21 protein-coding genes and 1 tRNA gene are annotated in these 22150 nt (G+C 62.4%); 7 read left to right on the plus strand and 15 right to left on the minus strand.

Annotation, left to right across the window (positions count from 1 at the left end):
- Window positions 1–51: 51 nt before the first annotated feature.
- Together L8U60_RS10140 and L8U60_RS10145 are read right to left on the minus strand one after the other, a co-directional pair.
- Window positions 52–127, minus strand: a tRNA-Thr gene (locus L8U60_RS10140).
- Window positions 128–199: 72 nt separating this feature from the next.
- Window positions 200–1423, minus strand: a complete 1224-nt coding sequence (locus L8U60_RS10145) for a DNA polymerase III subunit delta' (RefSeq protein WP_269966258.1) — start codon at window positions 1421–1423, stop codon at window positions 200–202.
- Window positions 1424–1473: 50 nt separating this feature from the next.
- Between L8U60_RS10145 and L8U60_RS10150 the strand changes: the two genes are divergently transcribed.
- Window positions 1474–3000: an adenylate/guanylate cyclase domain-containing protein gene (locus L8U60_RS10150; RefSeq protein WP_269966259.1), complete on the plus strand. Its 1527-nt coding sequence runs from the start codon at window positions 1474–1476 to the stop codon at window positions 2998–3000.
- A gap of 197 nt (window positions 3001–3197) precedes the next feature.
- On the opposite strand, the gene topA is transcribed toward L8U60_RS10150, so the two are convergent.
- Window positions 3198–6134 carry a type I DNA topoisomerase gene (gene topA / locus L8U60_RS10155; RefSeq protein WP_269966260.1) on the minus strand — a complete coding sequence of 979 codons (2937 nt, stop codon included), beginning with the start codon at window positions 6132–6134 and terminating at the stop codon, window positions 3198–3200.
- 256 nt (window positions 6135–6390) lie between these two features.
- Between topA and L8U60_RS10160 the strand changes: the two genes are divergently transcribed.
- Complete coding sequence (locus tag L8U60_RS10160; protein WP_338026480.1) at window positions 6391–7026, plus strand: DedA family protein; 636 nt, start codon at window positions 6391–6393, stop codon at window positions 7024–7026.
- A gap of 72 nt (window positions 7027–7098) precedes the next feature.
- On the opposite strand, the gene cspE is transcribed toward L8U60_RS10160, so the two are convergent.
- Window positions 7099–7302, minus strand: coding sequence for a transcription antiterminator/RNA stability regulator CspE (cspE, locus tag L8U60_RS10165; RefSeq protein ID WP_269966261.1), 204 nt, complete (start codon window positions 7300–7302; stop codon window positions 7099–7101).
- 188 nt (window positions 7303–7490) lie between these two features.
- On the opposite strand from cspE, the gene L8U60_RS10170 reads away from it, so the two are divergent.
- A complete protein-coding gene (locus tag L8U60_RS10170) occupies window positions 7491–9878 on the plus strand; it encodes a DEAD/DEAH box helicase (protein ID WP_269966262.1) in 2388 nt (795 codons plus the stop codon).
- On the opposite strand, the gene L8U60_RS10175 is transcribed toward L8U60_RS10170, so the two are convergent.
- From L8U60_RS10175 to L8U60_RS10205, 7 genes are all read right to left on the minus strand, one after another.
- On the minus strand, window positions 9875–10210 hold the full coding sequence (locus L8U60_RS10175; protein WP_269966263.1) for an Rv3654c family TadE-like protein: 336 nt from the start codon (window positions 10208–10210) through the stop codon (window positions 9875–9877). The genes L8U60_RS10170 and L8U60_RS10175 overlap by 4 nt on opposite strands.
- Entirely contained in the window at window positions 10207–10554 is a 348-nt protein-coding gene (locus L8U60_RS10180) for a hypothetical protein (RefSeq protein ID WP_269966264.1), read from the minus strand. The genes L8U60_RS10175 and L8U60_RS10180 overlap by 4 nt, the downstream gene beginning before the upstream one ends.
- Window positions 10529–10732, minus strand: a complete 204-nt coding sequence (locus L8U60_RS10185) for a DUF4244 domain-containing protein (RefSeq protein ID WP_269966286.1) — start codon at window positions 10730–10732, stop codon at window positions 10529–10531. The genes L8U60_RS10180 and L8U60_RS10185 overlap by 26 nt, the downstream gene beginning before the upstream one ends.
- Before the next feature lie 113 nt (window positions 10733–10845).
- On the minus strand, window positions 10846–11454 hold the full coding sequence (locus L8U60_RS10190; RefSeq protein ID WP_269966265.1) for a type II secretion system F family protein: 609 nt from the start codon (window positions 11452–11454) through the stop codon (window positions 10846–10848).
- Between the two features lie 20 nt (window positions 11455–11474).
- Window positions 11475–12248: a type II secretion system F family protein gene (locus L8U60_RS10195; RefSeq protein WP_269966266.1), complete on the minus strand. Its 774-nt coding sequence runs from the start codon at window positions 12246–12248 to the stop codon at window positions 11475–11477.
- Window positions 12245–13408: a TadA family conjugal transfer-associated ATPase gene (locus tag L8U60_RS10200; protein ID WP_269966267.1), complete on the minus strand. Its 1164-nt coding sequence runs from the start codon at window positions 13406–13408 to the stop codon at window positions 12245–12247. The genes L8U60_RS10195 and L8U60_RS10200 overlap by 4 nt, the downstream gene beginning before the upstream one ends.
- Window positions 13408–14520 carry a CpaE-like family protein gene (locus L8U60_RS10205; RefSeq protein WP_269966268.1) on the minus strand — a complete coding sequence of 371 codons (1113 nt, stop codon included), beginning with the start codon at window positions 14518–14520 and terminating at the stop codon, window positions 13408–13410. The genes L8U60_RS10200 and L8U60_RS10205 overlap by 1 nt, the downstream gene beginning before the upstream one ends.
- 421 nt (window positions 14521–14941) lie before the next feature.
- Here L8U60_RS10205 and L8U60_RS10210 point away from each other — a divergent pair, with 421 nt between their 5' ends.
- From L8U60_RS10210 to L8U60_RS10220, 3 genes are all read left to right on the plus strand, one after another.
- Window positions 14942–15736 carry an HAD family hydrolase gene (locus tag L8U60_RS10210; RefSeq protein WP_269966269.1) on the plus strand — a complete coding sequence of 265 codons (795 nt, stop codon included), beginning with the start codon at window positions 14942–14944 and terminating at the stop codon, window positions 15734–15736.
- A gap of 247 nt (window positions 15737–15983) precedes the next feature.
- The gene (locus tag L8U60_RS10215; protein ID WP_269966270.1) at window positions 15984–16523 is read left to right on the plus strand and encodes a phage holin family protein; all 540 of its coding nucleotides are present in this window, start codon (window positions 15984–15986) and stop codon (window positions 16521–16523) included.
- Window positions 16524–16607: 84 nt separating this feature from the next.
- Complete coding sequence (locus L8U60_RS10220; protein WP_269966271.1) at window positions 16608–17597, plus strand: alpha/beta fold hydrolase; 990 nt, start codon at window positions 16608–16610, stop codon at window positions 17595–17597.
- Window positions 17598–17610: 13 nt separating this feature from the next.
- Here the strand turns inward: L8U60_RS10220 and L8U60_RS10225 are convergent, their stop codons facing one another.
- Genes L8U60_RS10225 through nth form a run of 4 tightly spaced genes read right to left on the minus strand, consistent with a single transcriptional unit; the run spans window position 17611 to window position 20947 of the window.
- Window positions 17611–18801 (minus strand): MarP family serine protease, encoded by a 1191-nt coding sequence (locus L8U60_RS10225; RefSeq protein ID WP_269966272.1) that lies wholly within the window; start codon window positions 18799–18801, stop codon window positions 17611–17613.
- The gene (locus tag L8U60_RS10230) at window positions 18802–19515 is read right to left on the minus strand and encodes an NUDIX hydrolase (RefSeq protein WP_269966273.1); all 714 of its coding nucleotides are present in this window, start codon (window positions 19513–19515) and stop codon (window positions 18802–18804) included.
- Window positions 19515–20135, minus strand: a complete 621-nt coding sequence (locus tag L8U60_RS10235; RefSeq protein WP_269966274.1) for a TlpA family protein disulfide reductase — start codon at window positions 20133–20135, stop codon at window positions 19515–19517. Before L8U60_RS10235 ends, L8U60_RS10230 begins: the two co-directional genes overlap by 1 nt.
- Window positions 20132–20947, minus strand: a complete 816-nt coding sequence (gene nth, locus L8U60_RS10240; RefSeq protein ID WP_269966275.1) for an endonuclease III — start codon at window positions 20945–20947, stop codon at window positions 20132–20134. The genes L8U60_RS10235 and nth overlap by 4 nt, the downstream gene beginning before the upstream one ends.
- Before the next feature lie 383 nt (window positions 20948–21330).
- On the opposite strand from nth, the gene glxR reads away from it, so the two are divergent.
- The gene (glxR, locus tag L8U60_RS10245; protein WP_269966276.1) at window positions 21331–22014 is read left to right on the plus strand and encodes a CRP-like cAMP-activated global transcriptional regulator GlxR; all 684 of its coding nucleotides are present in this window, start codon (window positions 21331–21333) and stop codon (window positions 22012–22014) included.
- Window positions 22015–22150 lie beyond the last annotated feature (136 nt).

A 22150-nucleotide genomic window follows, 5' to 3' on the forward strand; every position in this document is an offset into this window, starting at 1 on the left:
AAGTGGCCGGGGTTGAACGACGAAACCCCGGCCGCGTGGCCGGGGTTTTAGTGGAGCCGCCTGCGAGAATCGAACTCGCGACCTTTTCATTACGAGTGAAACGCTCTGCCGACTGAGCTAAGGCGGCGCGGATTACAGCACAGCTTGTAGTCCGAGGGCATAGCTTAATAGACAAGCGGCCCTGAGTAAAAATCGCAGGTCAACTCACACCACAGGCGAGCCTGATGCGGCCCAACATTCCGTTGAACGCGATGACCGGAAGCACGGACTGGTCAAGGCGTTCGCGGCATTCGGCGATGGCGTCAAGGCACTCGGTCAGCCCGGCAACATCCACGCGCTGCGCGATCTCGCGCGAAAGCCCTTCACAGTCTGGGTGCACCAGCTCCACCCCGCTGCCACTGCGGATCACGATGGCATCGCGGTAGACCCCAGCCACATCCACCAAGGTCAGGTCCAGCACATCGCGCAGACGTCGCGTACCACGGGCCTTCTGCGCCGCTTCCAGCTCCTTGATCGAGCCGGCGGTCCCGCGCAGCGCCCGCGCCGCACCTTTACCCTTAGCACCCATACCGAGGGCATTTTCCAGCTTGTCGCGCTCCTCCTGGTCCGCATCCGCATAGGCATCCTTCGCCGCGGCATCGGCGGACTTCACCAACGCAGCCACGGCCTTGAAAGCCTGATCGCCGTGGAAGACCAGCTCCGCCAGGTTGATCGCGGTAGTCCTTCGCTTCTGCGCTTCTTCAGACCGCACCAGTCGCCGTGCCCGGCCCACATGATGCAGCGACGTCACCGCAGCGAGCCGGGCCGCCTGCTCCGAAGCGCCTTCCTCTTCCATCAGCAGACGCACAAGTTCGCTTGTCGACGGAGCCGGCACATACAAATGCCTACACCTCGACCTCAGCGTGGTGGAGAAGTCCTCCGGATCCGTCGACGGTGCACACATGATGATCACGGTGGATGCCGGCGGTTCTTCCACTGTTTTCAGGAAGGCGTCGGCTGCTTCGTGCGAGAACCGGTCGGCGTCGTCGATGACGATGATGCGGTACGGAGAAATCGCCGGCAAGCGAGAAGCTTGAGCGATGATCTCACGCACCGTCTTAACTTTGATGACGAGCTCTTGCGGCACCACATGCACAACGTCCGTGTGCGCGCCGGCGAAGACATCCCGGCAACTCTGGCAACGCCCGCAGCCAAGCTCCACCGGATCCGTACACACGAGCGCTGCCGCGAAAGCCAACGCCGACGTGGAACGCCCCGCACCCGGCGGACCCGTGAACAACCACGAGTGCGTCATCGCGTGCGCTGGAGCCCCCTCCACCCCACGCGCGGCGGCTGCGGCGGCCAGGATCACCGAACGAACCGACGGGATATCGGCAAGACGCTCAGCCACAGAACGCGGGGCAGGAATACTCGGCACATTCACATCCACCACACTACAACCGCGGTGGGACAAGCAACGTAGAGTAGATAGGCGTGGAACGGATGTGGCGCGGTATTCGGTGGATCATGGGCACCCCATGGCCCCTGTATGCCTCTGTACTGCTGTTCACCAACGTGATCAGCGCCGTGGCCATCATGTTCTTCGTCCGCTATCTCATTCCCATGCCTGGTGCGAAAGACCTTGGCGCGGTGGCATCTGGTTTCGCTCCGCTGGGCATTGTTTACCTGATCCTCGCCGTGGTCGTCGGCGGAATTGTGTCCTACTCACTCTTCCGGCCCGTGCTGCACTTCGGGCGCACACCTGACCGCTATGACGCCGCATCCGTACGCACCCTCGTGCTGCGCATCCCGGTGCTGCAAACGCTGGTTGTTGGGATGATCTGGCTCGTTGGCATCATCATTGCCACGGTCGCCACCGCACGGCATGACGTGGAGCTCGCCTTCGTAGTGGCTATCTCCACCCTCATGGCGGGGCTGCTCACCTGTGTACTCACCTTCGTTCAAGCCGAACGCCTCGTGCGCCCCATCGCGGCTGACACCCTGTCCAACCGCGCTGAAGACACCATGCTGGAACCGCCCATCAAACAGCGGCTCTACCTGGTGTGGTTCATGACATCGGGGGTGCCCCTCCTTGGCATCCTCTTCCTGCTCGCCGCCCAACACTACGGGTTCTTCCAGAACACCCCCGGCGAGCTCATGCCGTCTGTCTCCGCCATTGCGATCACCGCCATCATCACCGGCATGGCCGGCACCATGTTTGCCACCATGAGTGTGGTTGACCCGATCAAGGAACTCCAGTACGCCATCAACCAGGTGCGCAGCGGTGATACCTCCGCGCAAGTGGACATTTACGACGGCTCCGAGCTCGGCGTCCTCCAAGCCGGTTTCAACGAGATGATGCGTGGCCTCAACGAAAGGGAACGCGTCCGCGACATCTTCGGCCAGTACGTTGGCTCCGAAGTGGCACAGAAGGCGCTCGAGGAGAAGCCGGAACTTGGCGGTGAGGCACGCCAGGTCGCCGTCGTGTTCGTCGACGTCATCGGCTCCACCAAACTCGCCGTGGACCGCACCCCTGAGGAAGTGGTGGAGGCCCTCAACGGCTTCTTCGAAATCGTCGTTGATGTGGTGCACCGCAACAAAGGCGTGATCAACAAGTTCGAGGGTGACGCGGCACTGGCCATCTTCGGCGCCCCGGTCAACCTGCCGGACTTCGTCTCCTACGCGCTCAAGGCCGCCCGCGAACTACGCCAGGAGCTGCGCGGACTTGAGCTTGACGCCGGCATCGGTGTCGCCGCCGGCCACGTGGTTGCCGGCCACATCGGCGGCCAAGACCGCTTCGAATACACCGTCATCGGCGACGCGGTGAACACTGCCGCCCGCCTGACTGAGCTGGCCAAGACCACGCCGGGCCGTGTTCTGACCAACACCTCAACGCTCACCGAATCCAACGAGATCGAGCAGGCCCGCTGGACCCGCATGAAGTCCATCGAGCTCCGCGGCCGCAACAAGATGACCCAGCTCGCCCGCCCCGTGCGTCCGACGTTGGCGGAGAGGCACTAAGGACCGGGTGCTGGCAGGCCGGGCCGGTGCTGGGCCGGTGCTGGCCCGGCGGTGCGTGTGTAAAATTTTACATTGCGCCGGTAACTATCCTGCACTAGAAATCTCTGACCAGCAGGTTTAAAAACGCCGAAAAGGCCGGTTGTAAATTTTTACACAACCGACCCCCTGAGGGCTCTCTGAAGGCCCTGTGTTAAGCCCTACTTCCGGCGCGAGCCCGCCTTGATCACACGCTTGGTGGTCTGCGGTGGCTTCTTCGCGGTCTTCTTGGCAGTGCGCTTCGTGGTCTTCTTTGCCGTCTTCTTGGTGGTCTTCTTGGCCTTGGTGCCACCGGCCTCCGCATCCTGGGCCTCGCGGGCGCGGCGAGCGGAGAGGAGCTCGTTGGCGCGGGCGTCCGTCATGGTCTCCGGGGTGTCGCCGCGCTGGAGGGAGGCGTTGGTGGTGCCGTCGGTGACGTAGGGGCCGAAGCGGCCGTCCTTGACGGTCATGGGCTTGCCGGAGACGTCATTGTCACCAAGCACCTTGAGCGGGGGCTGGGCAGCAGCGCGGCCGCGGCGCTTGGGTTCGGCGTAGATGCGGCGGGCCTCATCCAGGGTGATGGAGAAGATCTGCTCTTCGTTGGCCAGGGAGCGGGAATCGCTGCCCTTCTTCAGGTACGGGCCGTAGCGGCCATTCTGAGCAGTGATGACTTCACCATCGGATGGGTCCACACCGACCTCGCGCGGCAGGGACAGCAGCTGCAGTGCCTCTTCCAGGGTGACCGTGGATGGTTCCATGGTGGAGAAGAGGGAGGCGGTGGCGGGTTTGAGGTGCTCGTCGATAAGCTGCTCGACTCGCTTCTCTTTTTGCGCCGTCGCGGTCTTGGTCTCCCAGTTCTTGGCGCGCTTGCCTTCGGCGGCGCGCTGAGCGTCCTCTTCGGCGCGTTCGGCGGCGACGATCTCGAGGGCGCGGGCCTCGGCGGTGGCGCGCTCATCATCGCGCACGAGCTCGGTGACGTACGGGCCGTAGCGACCTTCCTTGGCCACGACCATGCGGCCATTGGCCGGGTTGGTGCCCAGCTCGCGGCCGGTAGGCGGGGTGGCAAAGAGCTTCTCCGCCATGGCCGGAGTGACCTCATCCGGGGTGGTGGATTCGGGCAGGTTGGCGCGCTGGTACTCGGGCTCGCCATCAGCATTGACGCCGATCTGGCGCTCCAGGTAGGGGCCGTAGCGGCCGACGCGGACGTCGACGGGGCGGCCTTCGTCGTCAACGTAAAGCTCGAGCGAGTTGACCTGGCGGGCGTCGATGGATTCGAGGTTGGTCTCGATGATGGACTTCAGGCCGCCGCGGCGCGCGATGGCTTCGGCGGTGGAATCGTCCGCATCAGCATCGCCGAAGTAGAAGCCAGTGAGCCACTCGGTGCGGTCCTCGGTGCCGCGAGCGATCTCGTCGAGTTCGTCTTCCATGGAGGAGGTGAACTCGTAGTCCACGAGGGCGTCGAAGTTCTGCTCCATGAGCCCGACCACGGAGAACGCGACCCAGGTGGGCACGAGCGCGTTGCCACGGGTGGCCACGTAGCCACGGTCCTGGATGGTTTTGATGATGGAGGCGTAGGTGGACGGCCGGCCAATGCCCAGGTCCTCCATCTTCTTCACCAAGCTGGCCTCGGTGTAGCGGGCCGGCGGGTTGGTGGAGTGGCCGTCGGCGGTGACCTCGCGGGCGGTCAGCGCATCACCCTCAGACAACGAGGGCAGGTGCTTTTCCTTGCTGTCCTGGTTGTCAGAGTAGGCGCGCAGCCAGCCCGGGAAGGTGATGGTGCGGCCGGAGGCGGACAGTTCAACGTGCTCGCCGGTCTTGGCATCACCGGCAACGGTGACGGTGACGGACGTGCCACGGGAGTCCTCCATCTGGGAGGCAACGGTGCGCTGCCAGATGAGCTCGTAGAGCTTGAATTCCTCGGCGTCGAGGGACTGCGCCAGCTCACCCGGGGTGGCAAAGCGCTCGCCGGCGGGACGGATAGCCTCGTGTGCCTCCTGGGAGTTCTTCACCTTGCGGTCGTAGCGGCGCGGGGCATCGGTGACGTAGTTGGCACCATAGAGCTCCGTTGCAGCAGCCCTGGCTGCTGCAACGCCCTGCTGGGACAGCGAGGTCGAGTCCGTACGCATATAAGTAATGTGGCCGTTCTCGTACAGGCGCTGCGCGATACGCATGGTGCGGGCCGAGGTGAAGTGCAGTTTCGCACCGGCTGCCTGCTGCAGGGTCGACGTCATGAACGGCGCGTACGGCTTGCGGGTGTACGGGCGGGATTCCACGTTGGACACTTCCATCGCCTGGCCGGTCAGTGCCTCAGAGAGGTTTTCGGCGTCCTGCTTGTCCACCACCACGAGGGAGTCGTTCTTCAGCCGACCACGGTCGTCAAAATCGCGGCCTTGGGCGATCTTAGAGCCGTCGATAGCAATGAGCTTGGCGTCGAATTCATCCGGCTGACCTGCGCCCGTGGCACCTGCGTTGAGGGTGGCGGTGACATCCCAGTATTCGGCGGAGACAAACGCCATACGCTCGCGCTCACGCTCAACGATCACGCGCGTAGCCACGGACTGCACGCGGCCGGCGGAGAGGCGCGGCATGATCTTCTTCCACAGCACCGGGGAAACTTCGTAGCCGTACAGACGGTCCAGAATGCGGCGCGTCTCCTGCGCATCCACCAGGTTCATGTCCAGCTCACGGGTGTTTTCCGCGGCGTCCTTGATGGCGGATTCGGTGATCTCGTTGAACACCATGCGCTCCACCGGCACCTTCGGCTTGAGCACCTCAAGCAGGTGCCACGCGATCGCTTCACCCTCACGGTCCGGGTCTGTTGCCAGCAGCAGCTTGTCAGACTGCTTCAGCTTCGCGCGCAGGTCCGTGACCTTCTTCTTCTTATCCGCGCTGACCACGTAAATCGGCTCGAAGGAATTCTCCGGGTTCACGCCCAGGCGCGCCCACGGCTCCTTCTTGTACTTCGCAGGAATATCAGCAGAGCGGCCGGGAAGGTCGCGGATGTGTCCCACGGAAGCCTCAACGAAGTAGTTGTTACCCAGGTATTTCTGGATTTTCTTCGCCTTCGTCTGCGACTCCACGATGACCAGGGTTTTTCCCTGTGCGTTCTTCTCCGTCACGCCGGGTGACTCCTTAAAGTGCGGTGCTCGGTTAACTCATTACAGACAACTACCACGTATTTTGTGGCACGTGAACTTACGGCCCCAAATTCTAGGGGGCAATTGCTTATCGACGATCCCTTCACGCGACCGCCATTTTCTAGCACCGTAACACTTCGGTGGACTAAGAACCGTGAGTAGACTTTTCCAAAAAGTGCCGCCGGGCGATGCGTGCCCCCTAGAAAGATAGGAAAAGAGAGGAAAGGAGGCGGACTGGGTGACCGAGATCATCGATGGGTTGATTGCTTTTCTTGAGCAGCTCATGACAATGCCGATCTTCTATCCCCTCGTTGGTCTCCTCATCACTATTGACGCCTTGTGCCCCCTTGTTCCTTCGGAGACTGTGCTGAATCTCGCCGGCGCGTTTTCCGCCTCGCAGGGTGTGCCGGATGTGAAGTGGGTAATGGCTGCCGCGGGCATCGGCGCCATCATCGGTGACAATCTGTGCTTCATGCTGGGAAGTCGCCTGATTGGGCTGGTCAACCGCTTAGACCCGGACTCCCGCGCTGGTAAAGCCATCACGTGGGTTCGCGCCAATATGCATGAGCATGGGCCGGTGACCATCATGGTGGCCCGCTTCCTCCCTTGGGCACGCTGGGTGGCCACGATCGTGCTCGGATCCGTGCGCTACAACTGGTTCCTGTTCTTCCTCTTTGACACCATCGGCGTCATCCTGTGGGTGGGCATCAGCGTGGGTACCGGCTACCTCGGCGGCACACTGTTTTCGGATTTCCCGCTGTTGGCCATGATCGTGGGCGTCACCCTGGGCAGCCTCGTGGGCATGGCCATCCAGCGCCTGCAGGCGGCCGCCATGGAATGGAACGACGTCCGCCGAGGCGTGTCCACAATCTAGAAAACCGGCCACACCCATATTGGGTAGACCGGTTCAGAAAATTGATGGGGCGCCGCACGCCTCTCAGCGCGATTAGAGTGCGCGCACCTGCTGAGCCTGCGGGCCCTTAGCGCCCTCGCCGACCTCGAACTCGACCTTCTGGTCCTCTTCGAGAGTGCGGAAGCCGTTGCCCTGAATCTCGGAGTAGTGGACGAAAACGTCCGCGGAACCATCATCCGGAGCGATGAAGCCGAAGCCCTTTTCGGCGTTAAACCACTTCACGGTACCTGTAGCCATTATTGAAAAACCTTCCGTTTTTGCCGGTTGTGTAACTAAAACCGGCCGATCCGGTTTCATGGCGGCGGCTGATGTCATCCGCAACCGCCAACAAGTTTGCCATGATTTATGCTTTCACGTCGGACAAGATGAGTTTTTTCACACTCATCCAGCAATTCCGGCCCCATCGTTTGTAAGGAGGTGCCCCCATGACAGCCCCAGGGTCATTCGCCCACGAACTGATTGAGAGCATCTCCCGCACCCTGCCCGCCGGCACCCTCACGCATGTTCGGACACTGCCAGCCCAACCTGCCCGCACAGCACCGTGGCCAGCGTGGGCCGATGAGTATCTGCACCGCCGGTGGGAAGAATCCGGGGTCCAGGAGCTCTACACCCACCAGGCGCAGTGCGCGCAGCTCGCGTGGGAGGGCACGGACGTTGTGGTGGCCACGGGGACATCTTCCGGGAAATCCTTGGGTTACCAGTTGCCGGTGCTCACCACGTTGGCCACGGATCCGACGGCCTGCGCGATGTACCTGACCCCCACGAAGGCATTGGGTTCCGATCAGCTGTTGGCAGTGAACTCACTCATCAAAGACCACCCCGTCCTAGGCAACGGCACGAAAACAGCTGCCAACCCCGCGCCGTACGACGGCGACACCCCCACCGAAGCCCGCTCCACCATCCGAGAAACCACCCGGTTCGTGTTCACCAACCCGGACATGCTGCACGCCGGGATCTTGTCCAGCCACCCCAAGTGGGTGCGGTTGCTGCGCAACCTCAAGTACGTGATCGTTGACGAGTGCCACACCTACCGCGGTGTTTTCGGCGCCAATGTCGCCCTGGTGTTGCGCCGCCTCGACCGCCTGGCCAGGGCCTATGGTGCGGAGCCGGTGTTCATCTTGGCATCCGCCACCGCAGCCGACCCAGCTGCGCACGCCAGTAATCTCACCGGCCGACCCGTCACCGCAGTGACGGAAGATGGCGCACCCACCGGCGAGAAAACCTTTGCCCTGTGGGAACCCGGATTCATCGAGGGTGCCGAGGGCGAAAACGGTGCGCCCGTCCGCCATCCAGCCACAACGGAGGCTGCCGCGATGATGGCAGATCTCGTCGCGGCTGGTGCCCGCACCCTCACCTTCGTGCGTTCCCGGCGCGCCGCGGAAACGGTGGCCATGCGCGCGGCGGAGGATCTCGTGGCCAAAGGCCGCGCCGATTTCGCGTCCCGCATTGCGTCCTACCGTGCTGGGTACTTGGCGGAGGACCGTCGGGCGCTGGAGAAAGCCCTGGACAACGGCGATCTCCTGGGCATGGCCACCACGAATGCACTGGAACTGGGCATTGATGTTGGTGGGCTCGACGCCGTGGTCATGGCCGGTTTTCCCGGTACGGTTGCGTCATTCCGGCAGCAGGCGGGCCGCTCCGGGCGCCGGGGGCAGGCGTCTTTGGTGGTCATGGTCGCCCGGGATGAGCCGATGGACACCTACCTGGTGCATCACCCGGAAGCGCTGCTGGATAAACCGGTGGAAAACAGTGTGTTTAATCCACACAACCCATTCATTCTGCGGGGGCATGTCTACTGCGCGGCAGTCGAGCGCCCGTTGACGGAGGCGGATGTCGCTGCCTTTGGTGCCGGCGATGTTGTCGCGGAACTCACTGCTGGTGGATTCTTACGCCGCCGCCCGCGTGGGTGGTTTGCGGTGCCACAGCTCACCGGTGACATCACTCCGGAAACGGCGCACGGCATGATCTCGCTACGCGGCGGCACGGGTGAGGAAGTGATGATCGTGGACGCCACCGATGGGCGCCTGCTGGGCACGATCGATTCCGGCCGAGCTGCCGCGCAGGTTCACGATGGTGCTGTGTACATCCACCAGGGCGAATACTTCATCATCGATGAGCTGGACTTGGACAACTACATCGCGCTCGCCCACCCGGAGATGCCGGACTACTCCACCATGGCGCGCTCCACGACAGACATCAGGGTCATTGGTGAGCCGCACGCGCGGGTCAATCCGTCGCCAGGTTTGTGGGTGGCCAACGTTGATGTCGAGGTCACGGATCGCGTCACGGGTTATGTGGTCAAGCTTTCCGACGGCACCGTCTCCGAACACATCCCCCTCGAGCTCCCCGAGCAAACCTTGGTCACCCGCGCAGTGGCGTACACCATCGATCCGTTGGTGCTGGATGAGCTAGGGATCGCTGCTAGTGATGTTCCCGGCGCGCTGCATGCCGCGGAGCACGCCGCGATTGGCCTCCTTCCTTTGTTGGCTACATGTGACCGGTGGGATATCGGCGGTGTGTCCACCGCACTGCACCCGGACACGATGCAACCCACGGTGTTTGTCTACGACGGCCACCCGGGCGGCGCTGGCTTCGCCGACGAGGGCTACGCCCGCTTCCATGAGTGGATTGAGGCGACCTACGAAGCAGTGAAGTCTTGCCAGTGTTCCTCCGACTGCCCGTCGTGCGTGCAGTCCCCCAAGTGCGGCAACGGCAACCAGCCTCTGGATAAGGCTGGTGCGTTGAAGCTCCTCGGTGCGCTGGTGACCATGACGGCCGGGCTCTCCGCACGCGTTGCCCCGCCGAGCGCTTAGATCGGCCCGGCGCGCGCTGTTGCTTCGGCGCGCCCGACTTTCACCGTGACCACGGTGTCGGTGACACCGGCATCGATGACTTCACAGCTCAGCACCTTCGCGTGGTTCAGTTCCGCAGCCACCCTGGCTTTCTCACATGGATCATGCCCGGCATAGAAAGCGGTGGCGGCTGTCACTGCAGAAAGATCTGCGGCGACTTGGGCACGGTGGGAATTCACAACATGGCTGACTATCCCGGCGACAACCACGGCCAGGCTCACCACCGCGGCCACGATGGTGGTGGAGAGGATGGTGGCGTAACCGTGATCGTCGATAAGCAATCTGCGTTTCACCGCACCTCCACCGGGTAGATCGCGGTGGCATGCATGGTCCGCACAGCGGCGGGCACGCGCGCGGTGACGGTGACCATGTCTGCTTGCTCGCTGACTGTGACCTCAATATTGGGGCGCGGCGGGGTGTAATCCACCCCGATTGCGTGCGAACGAGCAGCAGCGCCAGCCACATCCACCGCGGACACGTAGGCCGCCATGGTGGAAATCCCCGCAACGATGGCCGCGGCGACCGTCACCAAAACCGCGAGTGACAGCGCGGCTTCAATGGTGACGGAACCGCGCTCCCCCGTCAGGTGCGCGAGAACGCGGACGCGAGGGTTAAGACGGTGTGTTGCTGAGCGCATCCGTGATAATTCCCTCGATCGCGGAGACCACCCCGTTGCCGTTAATCACCATGTAGAGCACGGCGGCGAGGGCTGCAGCCGCCAACGAGCCCATGGCGTATTCGATGGTGGACATCCCCTGCTCATTGCGTATCACCTGCAAGCGCGCGGTGGTGTGGGCATAGGCGCGGGTAAGCATCCGATCAATCGGCTGGCGCACGGAATCCGTCAGGTTGGTCAGTGTGTTCATTGTTTTCTCCTTTAAATGTTGTTTGTTGTTGGTTGGTTGCTGTTGTGTGTTGTCAGTTGATGTCACCCGCCGAGAACCTCCGCGCCTAGGCCGATGATCACGGGGACCAGGCCAAGGACGAAGAAGGCGGGGAGGAAGAACGCGGCGAGGGGAATGCTGATGAGCACCCCGGCGCGTTCGGCAGCTGCTGTCGCATCGTCGGCGGCCGCTTCACGGAGTTCCGTGATGATGCGGTCACACCCCTCCGCAACAGCGGTGCCCGAAGCGTGGGACAAGGTGACCAGTGAGGCGAGCTGTTCCAATCCCGGTGTTCCGTCCATGACGGCCCAGGCCCGGTCGGGTTCCACACCGAGTGAGAGGTAAGCGACGACGCGCCGCCACCTGTCGGCAGTGGTGTTATCCCCTAGCGGGGTGCCGTCATAGCTGGCCACAACCGCATCTGCGGCAGTGGCGGCTGGGAGCCCGGCGCGGTAGCACGCGGCGAAGAGCTCAATATCGCTGGCTATCCTGTGCCGAGTACCGGGGCCATCACGCGGGGTCTTGGGGTTGAACCGGCGTTGAAGAAGGCCCAGGAATCCACGTCGCGTTGCCGCCGCGTCCATACCCAACCGACCCCGCGGTGCCGGCACCGCTACGCCCGCAGCTGCGGCAAGAGAAACTACAGCTGCCATGCTCAACAGAATCGTCCCGCTCATCCGGCTGCCCTCCTGATGATCGCCTGGGATGTGATGAACCCCGCGCACACGAGCGCTGTGCCGATGACCAGCAGAAGCCCACCCAACCCGCCACCGGTGAGCAACGCCATCGGGCGCGCACCCATCGCTTCGCCCATGAGCACCCCGACGAGTGGCAGGACGGAGAGAATCGCTGCGGTGGCCCGCGGCCCGGCGAGCGCTGCTTTAGTGGCATTCCGGTGACGCAGGGCGTGGTCGATGCGGGTGCGGGCACTCGAAAGAAGATCCGCTGCGGGGATTCCCAGTTGGGAGGACAGCGCCCACACGTTGCCCACTTCGCGCAGTTCCACCATGTCGGACGATGTCAACGCTCTAGCACCATGGCCACTGCCCTGGCACAACGCCGCCGCCCGGCGCAATTCCTTGGTCAGGTCAGCCGGAGTATTCGCGGGAAGCTGCTCCACCGCCCGGGTACACGCATCAGGCATGCCGGACCCAGCACGCACCGCGGCGACGACATGACCAAGGAACGTCGAGGTCGCGGCCAACGCGTTCTCATGCGCTTTACGTGCGCGCGCTGCTGTTACCGCACGCAAGGCCACCACGCCGGCCATGCATGCGCTGATGAGCAAGGTTGATCGGTCCGTGGCCAAGATGGCCGGCACCATGAGTGCCACCACCAGCGGAATCACAACCGGGTGGAGGCGCCGCCGCGTGTTCGCCATGATCCGCCCCGATGGACTGACGGGTAAGGCGCAGATCGCAGCGGCGACCAGGATGAACGGGATCATGCGGCCACCCCCAGTTCCGCCACGAGTGCCTCATAGCCTGGTTGCGGGCCGTGCTCCGAATCCCACACCACCTCCGTGGCCACTGGGTTTCCTCGCAGCACCCCGATCTGATGCACGATGCGAGTGCCATCCGGCTGGCGCTTCATCACCACAACCACATCTACGGCCGCAGCGAGCTGGGAATGCAATGCCATCCGATCAAGCCCACCCAGTGCGGCGAGAGCCTCTAACCGTGCTGGTACCTCCTCAATCGAGTTGGCATGCACGGTCCCCGCACCGCCATCGTGCCCCGTGTTGAGTGCCGCCAGTAGGTCCACGACCTCCGGTCCGCGAATCTCCCCCACCACAATCCGGTCCGGCCGCATACGCAGCGACTGTTGCAGCAGATCAGACATGGTGATCTCCCCTGCCCCCTCGGCATTCGCCCCGCGCGATGTCAGGTTCACCACGTGCGGGTGCGGGGGCAGCAGCTCCACCGTGTCCTCAATCGCCACAATCCGCTCATCCGGCGCTACTTGCGCCAACATCGCAGCGAGCAGCGTTGTCTTGCCCGTTCCGGTTCCGCCCACAACAAGGAAAGCTTTTCGCTTATCGACGATCCCCCTCAACACCCGCGCCCTCTCCCCATCCACCGCTCCGGCCGCTTCCAATTGATCCAACGTTGACGTCTTGCTGCGCAGTACGCGCAAGGAAATGCAGGTGCCAGCCGCTGAGGTCGGGGGCAGCACCGCATGAAAGCGCACGAGAGTGCCGTCCTCCCGGGGCAGGTGCCCATCAGCAAAAGGCCGCGCATCATCCAGCCGGCGTCCACAGCTCGTGGCCAGGCGTGTAGCCAGGCGTCGAACATCCGCATCATCCGGCAAGGTGACGTGGCTGAGTTCCAAGCCTTTGCCGCGGTCAATGAAGATGTCGTTGGGGCCGTTGACGCAGATGTCGGTGACACCTTCGATAGCTAAGAGCTGCTCAAGCGCACCCACCCCCACGGTTTCATCCCGCAGGGCGCGCATGATGTCCAGCAGATCCAAGTCGCTGATGACCACCGCTTCCTCACGGATCACGGCGGCGAGTTCTGCCGGGTCCACGCGACCGTTCGTGGGTGCAAGGCGCGGATCGTCCGCGAGCCGACGCTGCACTGCGGTAATGATTCGTGCACGGTCCATCACGCCACCGCCCCGATGATCGCTTCGGCCGCCACTGCCAACCCTTTAGGCAAACGCCCCGGCAAACCAGAGAGCTCCGTGTCTTTGGTCAGTGAGCGCAGAGTGGGGATCTCCGCGATCACCTCCGCTTTGGTCACATGAGCCATGTCGTCCGCAGAGATCCCTGACCAGGCACGGTGTCGCAGCACTACCGATGCCGGAACTGAATTGGCCCGACATTGCGCGGCGATAAGCGCAGCCGAGGCAGCCGCGCGAACTTCAGCTGGCGTGACAATGAACGTGTGATCGCTCCGCATCATCTGCCCACCAGGTGAGGTGTCCACGACGGTGACACCACCAGTGCCCAGCACCGCCACTGCCCGCTCCAGTGCTGCATCCTCGTCGCTCACATCCTCCATCTGCGCTGGCAGTATCGAGCGGGAATGCGTCAGCACCGCGATGCCATCAGTGGTGCGAGGCAGGGCACGAACAAAGGTCCCCCGTTCCACGTTGCCGTCCCCGATCTGAATATCGTCCCACCGCGCACCGACGGACTCCTCTACTCCCAACAGCAGATCAAGCCCGCCGGAATAACGTTGCCCATCCACCAGTACGGGATCAACGCCGTCACCAGAACCGGATGCCACCTTGCCCGCTAATGTCCGCGCCACCGCTGCTGCCAGCGTGGATGTTCCTGCCCCACCCGCGGCACCGATGAAGGTGAGTACCACCCCGGCGCCCGCCACTGTGGAACTGCCCGCAGACCGCGGGGTTCTGAGCGCCAACTCCCCCAACGCTTTCAACAGGCTTGCTGCTTCGGCAGGAAGCATGAAGGATTCACGGACGAACGCTGATTCAGCGATCAGCTGCTCCGCACCTTCCATGCCTGTATTCGCACCGATTCGGAATATCCCCGGATGAGGCGCGGCAGCGGCTTCACCGGGTGGGGTGAGGGCGGCCAAAAACGTGTCGTCGATAAGCACTGCAAACGCCCGCGCGATGTGGCGCGCTGTCTCCGCGGGCTCGCGAACATCGATGACGGGCCGGCCTGTGACGGCGGCGAGATGCATCGCTTCTGGGTGAAGAAGCGCATCGCCTACGGCGACGACGACGGGTGCTGTTTCATTACGCATGCCCCCACTTTCAAGCACTCGTTGCTGCTGTTCAAGAGGCCTTTCCGCAAGCTGTGGATAACCCCGGTTTCCGTAGATGCGTCATCAAAAAATTGTGGATAACCCCGCCATTTTCAGCACGGCTGCACACTGAAGTGGGCATTGAGGAGACACCATGTGTTCAAGAAATAGGTGACGGCCCGCGCTATCGGGGGGGGTGCGCGGGCCGTCTATAACCCGGCCTCAGGGGGGGTTGGGCCGGGGCCGGCCGCACTGTATATCGGGGCCGTGCGAGCACCATTGTTGCACACAGACGCAACGATTGACAAGAGAGGCAAGGATTTTTTTCGAAATTTTTTTCGAAGTCCATCCACCGCACCCTAAAAACACACCGCGAACAGGCGCGATGTTGCATGTGCTGGAGCGCTGTAAACTAGCCTGCATGTCGCCCACGACCACGGCTGCGTTCTTCGATTTGGACAAGACCATCATTGCCACGTCTTCCGCTTTCGCGTTTGGCCGTGGCTTCCTTGAAAGCGGCCTGATCACCCGGCAAGAAGCGTTGGAGCTGTACCTGACCAAAGCGTCGTACATGTTCGTGGGCCAATCCAGCAGCAAGATGGACGCCACCCGTGACCGCCTCGCCGAGATGGTGGAGGGCTGGGATGTTGAGGATATTTCGCGCGTTGTCTCAGAAACGATGGGCACTGTGGTGACCCCGGCGATTTACACCGAGGCGCGCGAGCTCATTGACTACCACCGGAAGCAAGGCCATGACTTGGTCATTGTGTCCGCCTCAGCCCGGATTCTGGTGGAGCCGATTGCCCAGGAACTCGGCATTGACACGATCGTGGCCACGGAAGCTGAGGTTGTGGACGGCAAGCTGACCGGCACCATTACGCGGTACCTCAAAGGCCCTGCGAAGGAAGAGGCAATCCGCGAGCTCGCAGCAGAACGCGGGTACAACCTGGAGGATTGTTATGCCTACTCCGATTCCACAACGGACATTCCGATGTTGGAGATCGTTGGCCATCCCGTTGCGGTGAACCCGGAGCGCGGTTTGCGCAAACATGCGGCTGAGCAGGGCTGGGAAATCCACACATTCAAAAACCCGGAGCCCTTGGTGCCCTCCCCCGGCGCCCGTGAGATCGGCATTGGCGCCGGCATTGCCGCTGGTGTCACCGCGCTCGCCGCGGTGAGCGTATGGCTTACTCAGCGCGGCCGCGGAGCGTCCTAAACACTCATGTCACCCGCACGTCACCGACACGTCCCCTCGCACCCGCAGCTGTTTCGGCTGCTACCATGAACCATCTGTGTTTATTTCAGGCACTTTTCCGGCATCTTTTCTGGAACGTTTCCAGCATTGCCACGGTACTTTGGGTACTTTGAAAGGTGCGTCCATCGCGGATTCCTAGGAGTCCGCACCGTGGCCGGGGTCCCGTGCACGGGAACGATAGGCCCACCGAAGGAAGGTTATTTTTAACGTGAGCAAAGAAGGCATGTACACCAGTGGTGCGACCAGCTTCAACGCTAAGGTCGACTCGATTCCTCTGCGCGATACGGATGTGACTCAGCCGGGCGCGGACTCGCTGGGAACGTTGGTGTCCAACGCCACTGAGCAGGTGTCCAGCCTGGTCCGTAGCGAAATTGAGCTGGCTAAGACCGAGGTTGTCGGTGAGGCTAAGAAGGCAGCGATCGGCAGTGGCCTGCTCGTCGCAGCCGGTGTTATCGCACTGTTTTCCTCCTTCTTCTTTTTCTTCTTCCTGGCCAAGCTGATTGCCATCTGGACCAATGAAGCATGGGGCTTCGGCCTGGTCTTCCTGCTCATGCTCATCACCGCTGGCCTGCTGGCCCTGGTGGGTGTGAAGCGTTTCAAGGCTATGAAGAAGCCGGAGAAGACCATTGAGTCCGTCGGAGAGCTGAAGAATCTGGTTCCGGGCAAGGCGCAGAAGAACCTGTCCAAGGACACCTCGGAGCTTTTCACCTCCCGCAATACGGGTGAGATCGCTTACGGTTCTAAGTAATTCACGGTGAACTAGACGCATTCACCGCGCGCTCGTGAGATGATCACGGGCGCGTTTGTTATGTGAGGGGGTAGTGGCCGCCACATGAAGTTCAACCGCTTGCTTCCTGGATTAGCACTGCGTGCGCCACGTGTACCGCGTGTACCGCGGCAGCCCGTATCGCCGAACACGGTTGCCCTGGAGGGGCCATTCGAGCACACATTGCTGTATACCCGCGGAATTCGTTTGCATGCGGCGGTGGCCGGCGACCCGAAGGATCCGCTGGTGCTGCTCATCCACGGAACGTTTGGTGCGTGGATGGATTTCCAGCACGTCATCGCACCATTAGCAGAAGCGGGCTTCCACGTCGCAGCGGTGGATATGCGCGGTTACGGTATGTCAGACAAGCCGCCAGCACAACCGGGCAGTGATGTGCTGTTGGCGCTGGGGGATATTGATGGCGTGATTACGGCACTTGGCCATGACACGGTGCACTTGGTTGGCCATGACACCGGGGGCGCGATGGCGTGGGTCTATGCCGCGGCGTATCCGCACCGTGTGCGCTCCCTCACCTCCATTTCCGCGGCGCATCCGCATGATCTGCGCACGCACATGCTTCGCCGGCCGTGGGAGCTCATGTACATGACGGTGCGCGTGCGTGTGGGCCTGTTGCCGCGTGGCATTATTCGCGCAAGTCGGCGCTTCATCCCCACCATTTGGCGCCGCGAACTCACCATCAACACCGCCCCAGAGTTCACAAGTACGCCCGCGTTCGAGGAGGCCTTGGACCTACGCATCCGCGCCGCCAGGATTGATCACGCGTTGCGCGGGATCGTGCGCAATTCACGGTTGCTCATTCCAAAGCTCATCGAGCTGCCGGACCCCTCCCCCAAGTACACGTTGGATGGGCCGGTTCACGCTCCTGTTCTGCTGCTTCACCCACGGCAAAAGGTGTGGGAGCGGATTACAAGGTATTCGCGCCGCCGCGCGCCCAACACGCAGCAGAGGAGCATTCCGGGCACGAAGAATGTGCCGCACATTGAAAAGCCCGGCGCGTTCGTCGCTGCGCTGAACTCATTCCTCGCAGGCACCTAACTGGTGCGCGGTTCTAACCCATGCACGTTTGCGTATCGACGGCACCCTTCAGCCGCCCAATCTCCCCCACAACCTCGTTGACCTGCTCCATCGTCAAGGCATAACCGGTGTTGCTGCCATCCACGGCGGTACCGAAGATGACTCCCGTGACGTTTCCTTCGGGCGTGACCAAAGGTCCACCAGAATTGCCCTGACGCACTTGGCCACGCAGCGTGTAGGCCTCACGCTCAGTGCGGCCCGTGGCGTAAATATTCGGGCCAGAGATGGTGATCTTGTCACGCACACGTGCCGGTGAAGCGGTGAAGGGGCCGGAAGCAGGAAAGCCAAGGACAACAGCGCCATCACCACTGCGGGCGGGGCGTTGTGCGGGCTCCAGCGGTGGAATGCCCAAGGCAGGGACATGAAGGACCGCGAGGTCCACCTCGGGGTTGTACAACACCACGTCTGCTTCCTTCACACCGAGGACGGTGTCCACCTCAACAGAGTTGGTGCCGGCCACCACGTGTGCATTGGTGATCACGTAATCCGGTGCCGCCACGTAGCCGGAACCGGAAAGACGACGGCGGCAGCTTTCCGCATCCCCCAACACATGCACCACGCTCGGGCGCAGCTTCTCAATCACGGCTGGATCCACATCGGCCGGATCCGGCTCCGCCACTTCTGCTCCCTGTGCTTGGAAGGGGGAGACCATGGGTGGGAGGCCGGCGACGTCGATAAGCGCTGCAATCTGCTCAGGCACCTGCTTGCCCCATGTTGGCGTGGCGCTGTCCATCGCGCTGAGCACGCGTGATTCGCGCACAGCAGTGCCGAGTGGGCCAGAGACATTCGCAGCGATGGGCAACGATACGAGCCAGATCACCAGCGTGGCAACAACACCCTGGAACACCGCGCCGAGCCCCGAATCCCACCGCTGAGAGGACTTCGTACGCATGCGATCCCGCAGAGTGGACCCCACTGTTGCGCCCACAATATTGCCCACACCCACGAACAACACGACCGTGGCCAGCACGAGCAACATGCGCACGCTCGGTACATCTGACAATCCAACAGCCGCCGATGCAACAACAAGGCCTACGACGAGACCAGCGATAATGCCCAGCGCACCAAGCCCTGCTGATAGTGCACCGCTACGCCACCCGCTGATCAGTGCAGCGAGGAGCAACAGAATGACAACGACATCAACGATAAGAAAACCCGAAACCATTTAGAAGCCGTGCCCCTCCCCATTGCGTGAACTACCGAGGGCCTTGCGCAGATCCACCGCGTCCTTGTGCTCCCACGGCTCTTCCCACCCTGCTTCCCGGATCATCACTGACAGCAAGGAGGCCGTGAACCCCCACACCACGTACCCATCCAGCTCAAACGCTGGGCCCGACCAGCCCAAGCGAGCAACTCGGAAACGGTTGTCTGGGTTGATGAAGTGGGACAGCGGCACAAAGAAAACATCATCGTTTTCATCCGGGCTCGCTGCCCACACCGGCCCCGGTTCCTGCGCGTATGCCAGCACCGGGTTCACCGGGTTACCGGACGGGCCCACCGCAATGGACTCCAGCACCGCCAGCGGTGTCACCCCGAACGGATCCAGGCCGGTTTCTTCCTGTGCTTCGCGCAGCGCTGCGCCCACCGGGCCGGCGTCGCCCGGGTCTACCCTTCCACCCGGGAACGCCATCTGCCCGGAGTGGTTCCGCAAGGTCGGGGTGCGGTGGGTGATCAGGATCTGGGCGTCCTCCGGCAACGTCGCAGCATCTGCACTGCCGGTGAAGCACATGAGCACCGCCGCATGCTTCGGTTTACGGGAGGCGAAGCGCATGTGGCCTTGCATCTTGTGCACCAGCTTCGCACTGCCTGGACTGCCCAGCACCTCGGTGAGCCCACGCAACCACAGTGGCGAACGTTCGGGAAAAATCTGCACACCCATTACACAACCCCCTCGACAGCACTCGCAATATCCTCAACACTGGTGAATGGCCGAGCGAACATGCCAATCCGCTCCTCACCCCGGAACACCATGAGGATGGGCACCACCGGCGGCAACTCCTGCGCCGCCGCAAACACACCGGAATCATCCTGGTAGGACGGCAGATCAACACCAATCTCATCCAAGAAAGCTGCACCAGCAGCTGCCTTCTTATCCGCATGGACACCCACGACGGAAAGCTCCGGATGCGCCGCCGCGTACTCGGCGAGCAATGGCAGCTCCTCCCGGCACGGCGCACACCACCATGCCCACAGGCTGACCACGGTCACATCATTCGGCCCCGGGTTCTGCATCGAAGCTTCGTTGCCACCCAAGCACGGCAGCTCCACCCCACCAACCGTCTTCGCAGGACAGTCCGGGCGTGAGCCAGGTGCGACGTCGTTGGTGGCCTCCGATGCCCCCTCATCAACGCCCGGATCAGCTGTCTCCTCAGCCGCAGATTCCGTGCTCAGGGAGGTTTCGGGCCCCGGTGCGACGCTGAAAAGCTTCAGCGCGCCGATAATCACGAGCACCGTGACTACCACCATCGCACCCACGCCAAGCAGGAGATTTCGGTTCATCGCTCGCTCCCATCGCCGCCGGAGGCGAGGTCCAAGATGTGCTCTCGTTCAGGTCCCGTGACCAACTCCGCAGCCTCATCCCATTCGGTCGGGCCGGCCCCAAAACTCGGGCACTCATACGCGATCGGGCACGCTCCGCACGCTGGCTTACGCGCATGGCACACGCGCCGACCATGGAAAATGATGCGGTGGGAGAACATTGTCCACTCGCTTTTCTCAATAATCGCGCCGATCGCATGCTCGATCGCCACGGGATCCTTCTCCTCCGTCAGCGCAAGCCTGTGCACGAGCCGCTGAAAGTGCGTATCCACAGTCAACCCCGGGTAATCAAAGGCATTGCCGCGCACCACATGCGCAGTTTTTCGCCCCACGCCAGGAAGTTTCACCAGATCATCGAGGTCTTCAGGGACTTCGCCACCATGCTTATCGACGAGCATCTCCCCCAACCCCTTCAAATGCCCCGCTTTCGCCCGGTAGAACCCCACCGGCCGAATGATCTCCCCGATCTCATCCACGTCAGCGGCGGCATAGGCCTCTGCCGTGGGGAAACGCCGGAACAGTTCAGGCGTGACTTGGTTCACGCGCACATCCGTTGTTTGGGCACTCAAGACAGTGGCCACGAGCAATTCGAGTGGGTTAGAAAAATCCAGTTCTGCATGCGCATCTGGGTACACCTGGGCCAGCATCCGATTAATGCGCCGGCCACGACGGGTGCGCCCCAGTTCCGTTTCTTTCCCCTTCGCTGCCGGGTGCGTACCGGGGCGACGAGTCCGGCGCGCAAACTGCGGGTTGGGTGAAACGGCGTCAGACATGCCGTTAACTATAGCGATCGCGGGAGACAGTAGCTGAGAGTCAGCGATACAGTATTGCGCCTTAATATAAGGAGCATGGTTACTTTTCTTGCGGCCCTCTTCGCGCCTCTGTTTCTCGCACTCTTCATTGTGCTGATGGAACGGCTGGAAACCGCCGTTGCGGGAAGCCACAACTAGCCATAATTGTTTTGTGGGGCAAATTTTTCTTAAAAAGGCCTGCCAAAGTACGGCAAACCCGCATGGACGGAATGGCCGACATGCTACTCTGGTGACTAATGTGACCTAGGGCGTGAACCTGGCCATGGGTGACCAATTCCACAGCACGCCAGGGTGACACTATGTCTTAGGCCTTTAGCGCCTCAAGTAACCAAGAAGGAGAAGCGATGGAAAGCGTACAGGACACACTGGCACGCGCCGGCATTTTCCAGGGAGTCGACCCTGATGCGGTGGTGAACCTCATCGGCGATATGCAGACGGAAACGTTCCCCCGTGGCACCACCATCTTCGATGAGGGCGAGCCGGGAAACACCCTGTACATCATCATTGACGGCAAGGTGAAGCTTGCCCGTCACGCCCCCGATGGCCGCGAGAACCTACTGTCCGTCATGGGCCCCTCCGACATGTTCGGCGAACTGTCCATCTTCGACCCGGGCCCACGCACCTCTTCCGCAGTGTGTGTCACTGAGGTCACCACCGCCACCATGGACTCGGAGATGCTCAAGCAGTGGATCGCCGATCACCCGGAGATTTCCCAGCAGCTTCTCCGCGTGCTGGCCCGCCGCCTCCGCCGCACCAACGCATCGCTGGCAGACCTCATCTTCACCGACGTCCCAGGCCGCGTGGCTAAAACCCTGCTTCAGCTGGCCAACCGCTTCGGCGTCCAGGAAGGTGGCGCCCTACGCGTCAACCACGATCTGACGCAGGAAGAGATCGCTCAGCTCGTCGGCGCTTCCCGTGAGACCGTGAACAAGGCACTGGCCACCTTCGCTCAGCGCGGCTGGATCCGCCTCGAAGGCAAGTCCGTTGTCATCGTGGACACGGAGCACCTCGCGCGCCGCGCTCGCTAACGCTTCGTTTCGGGCCGGTCTGCGGCCCGCGGGTGGGCCGGTGCACTCAACTTTCAAAAATCATGCATCCATCCGGCAAAAGCCCAGGACGTGCACTCAACTTTCAAAAATCGTGCAGCCGCCCGAGCCAAAGGCA

Source organism: Corynebacterium meitnerae (assembly GCF_027570075.1).
Taxonomy (GTDB): Bacteria; Actinomycetota; Actinomycetes; order Mycobacteriales; family Mycobacteriaceae; genus Corynebacterium; species Corynebacterium meitnerae.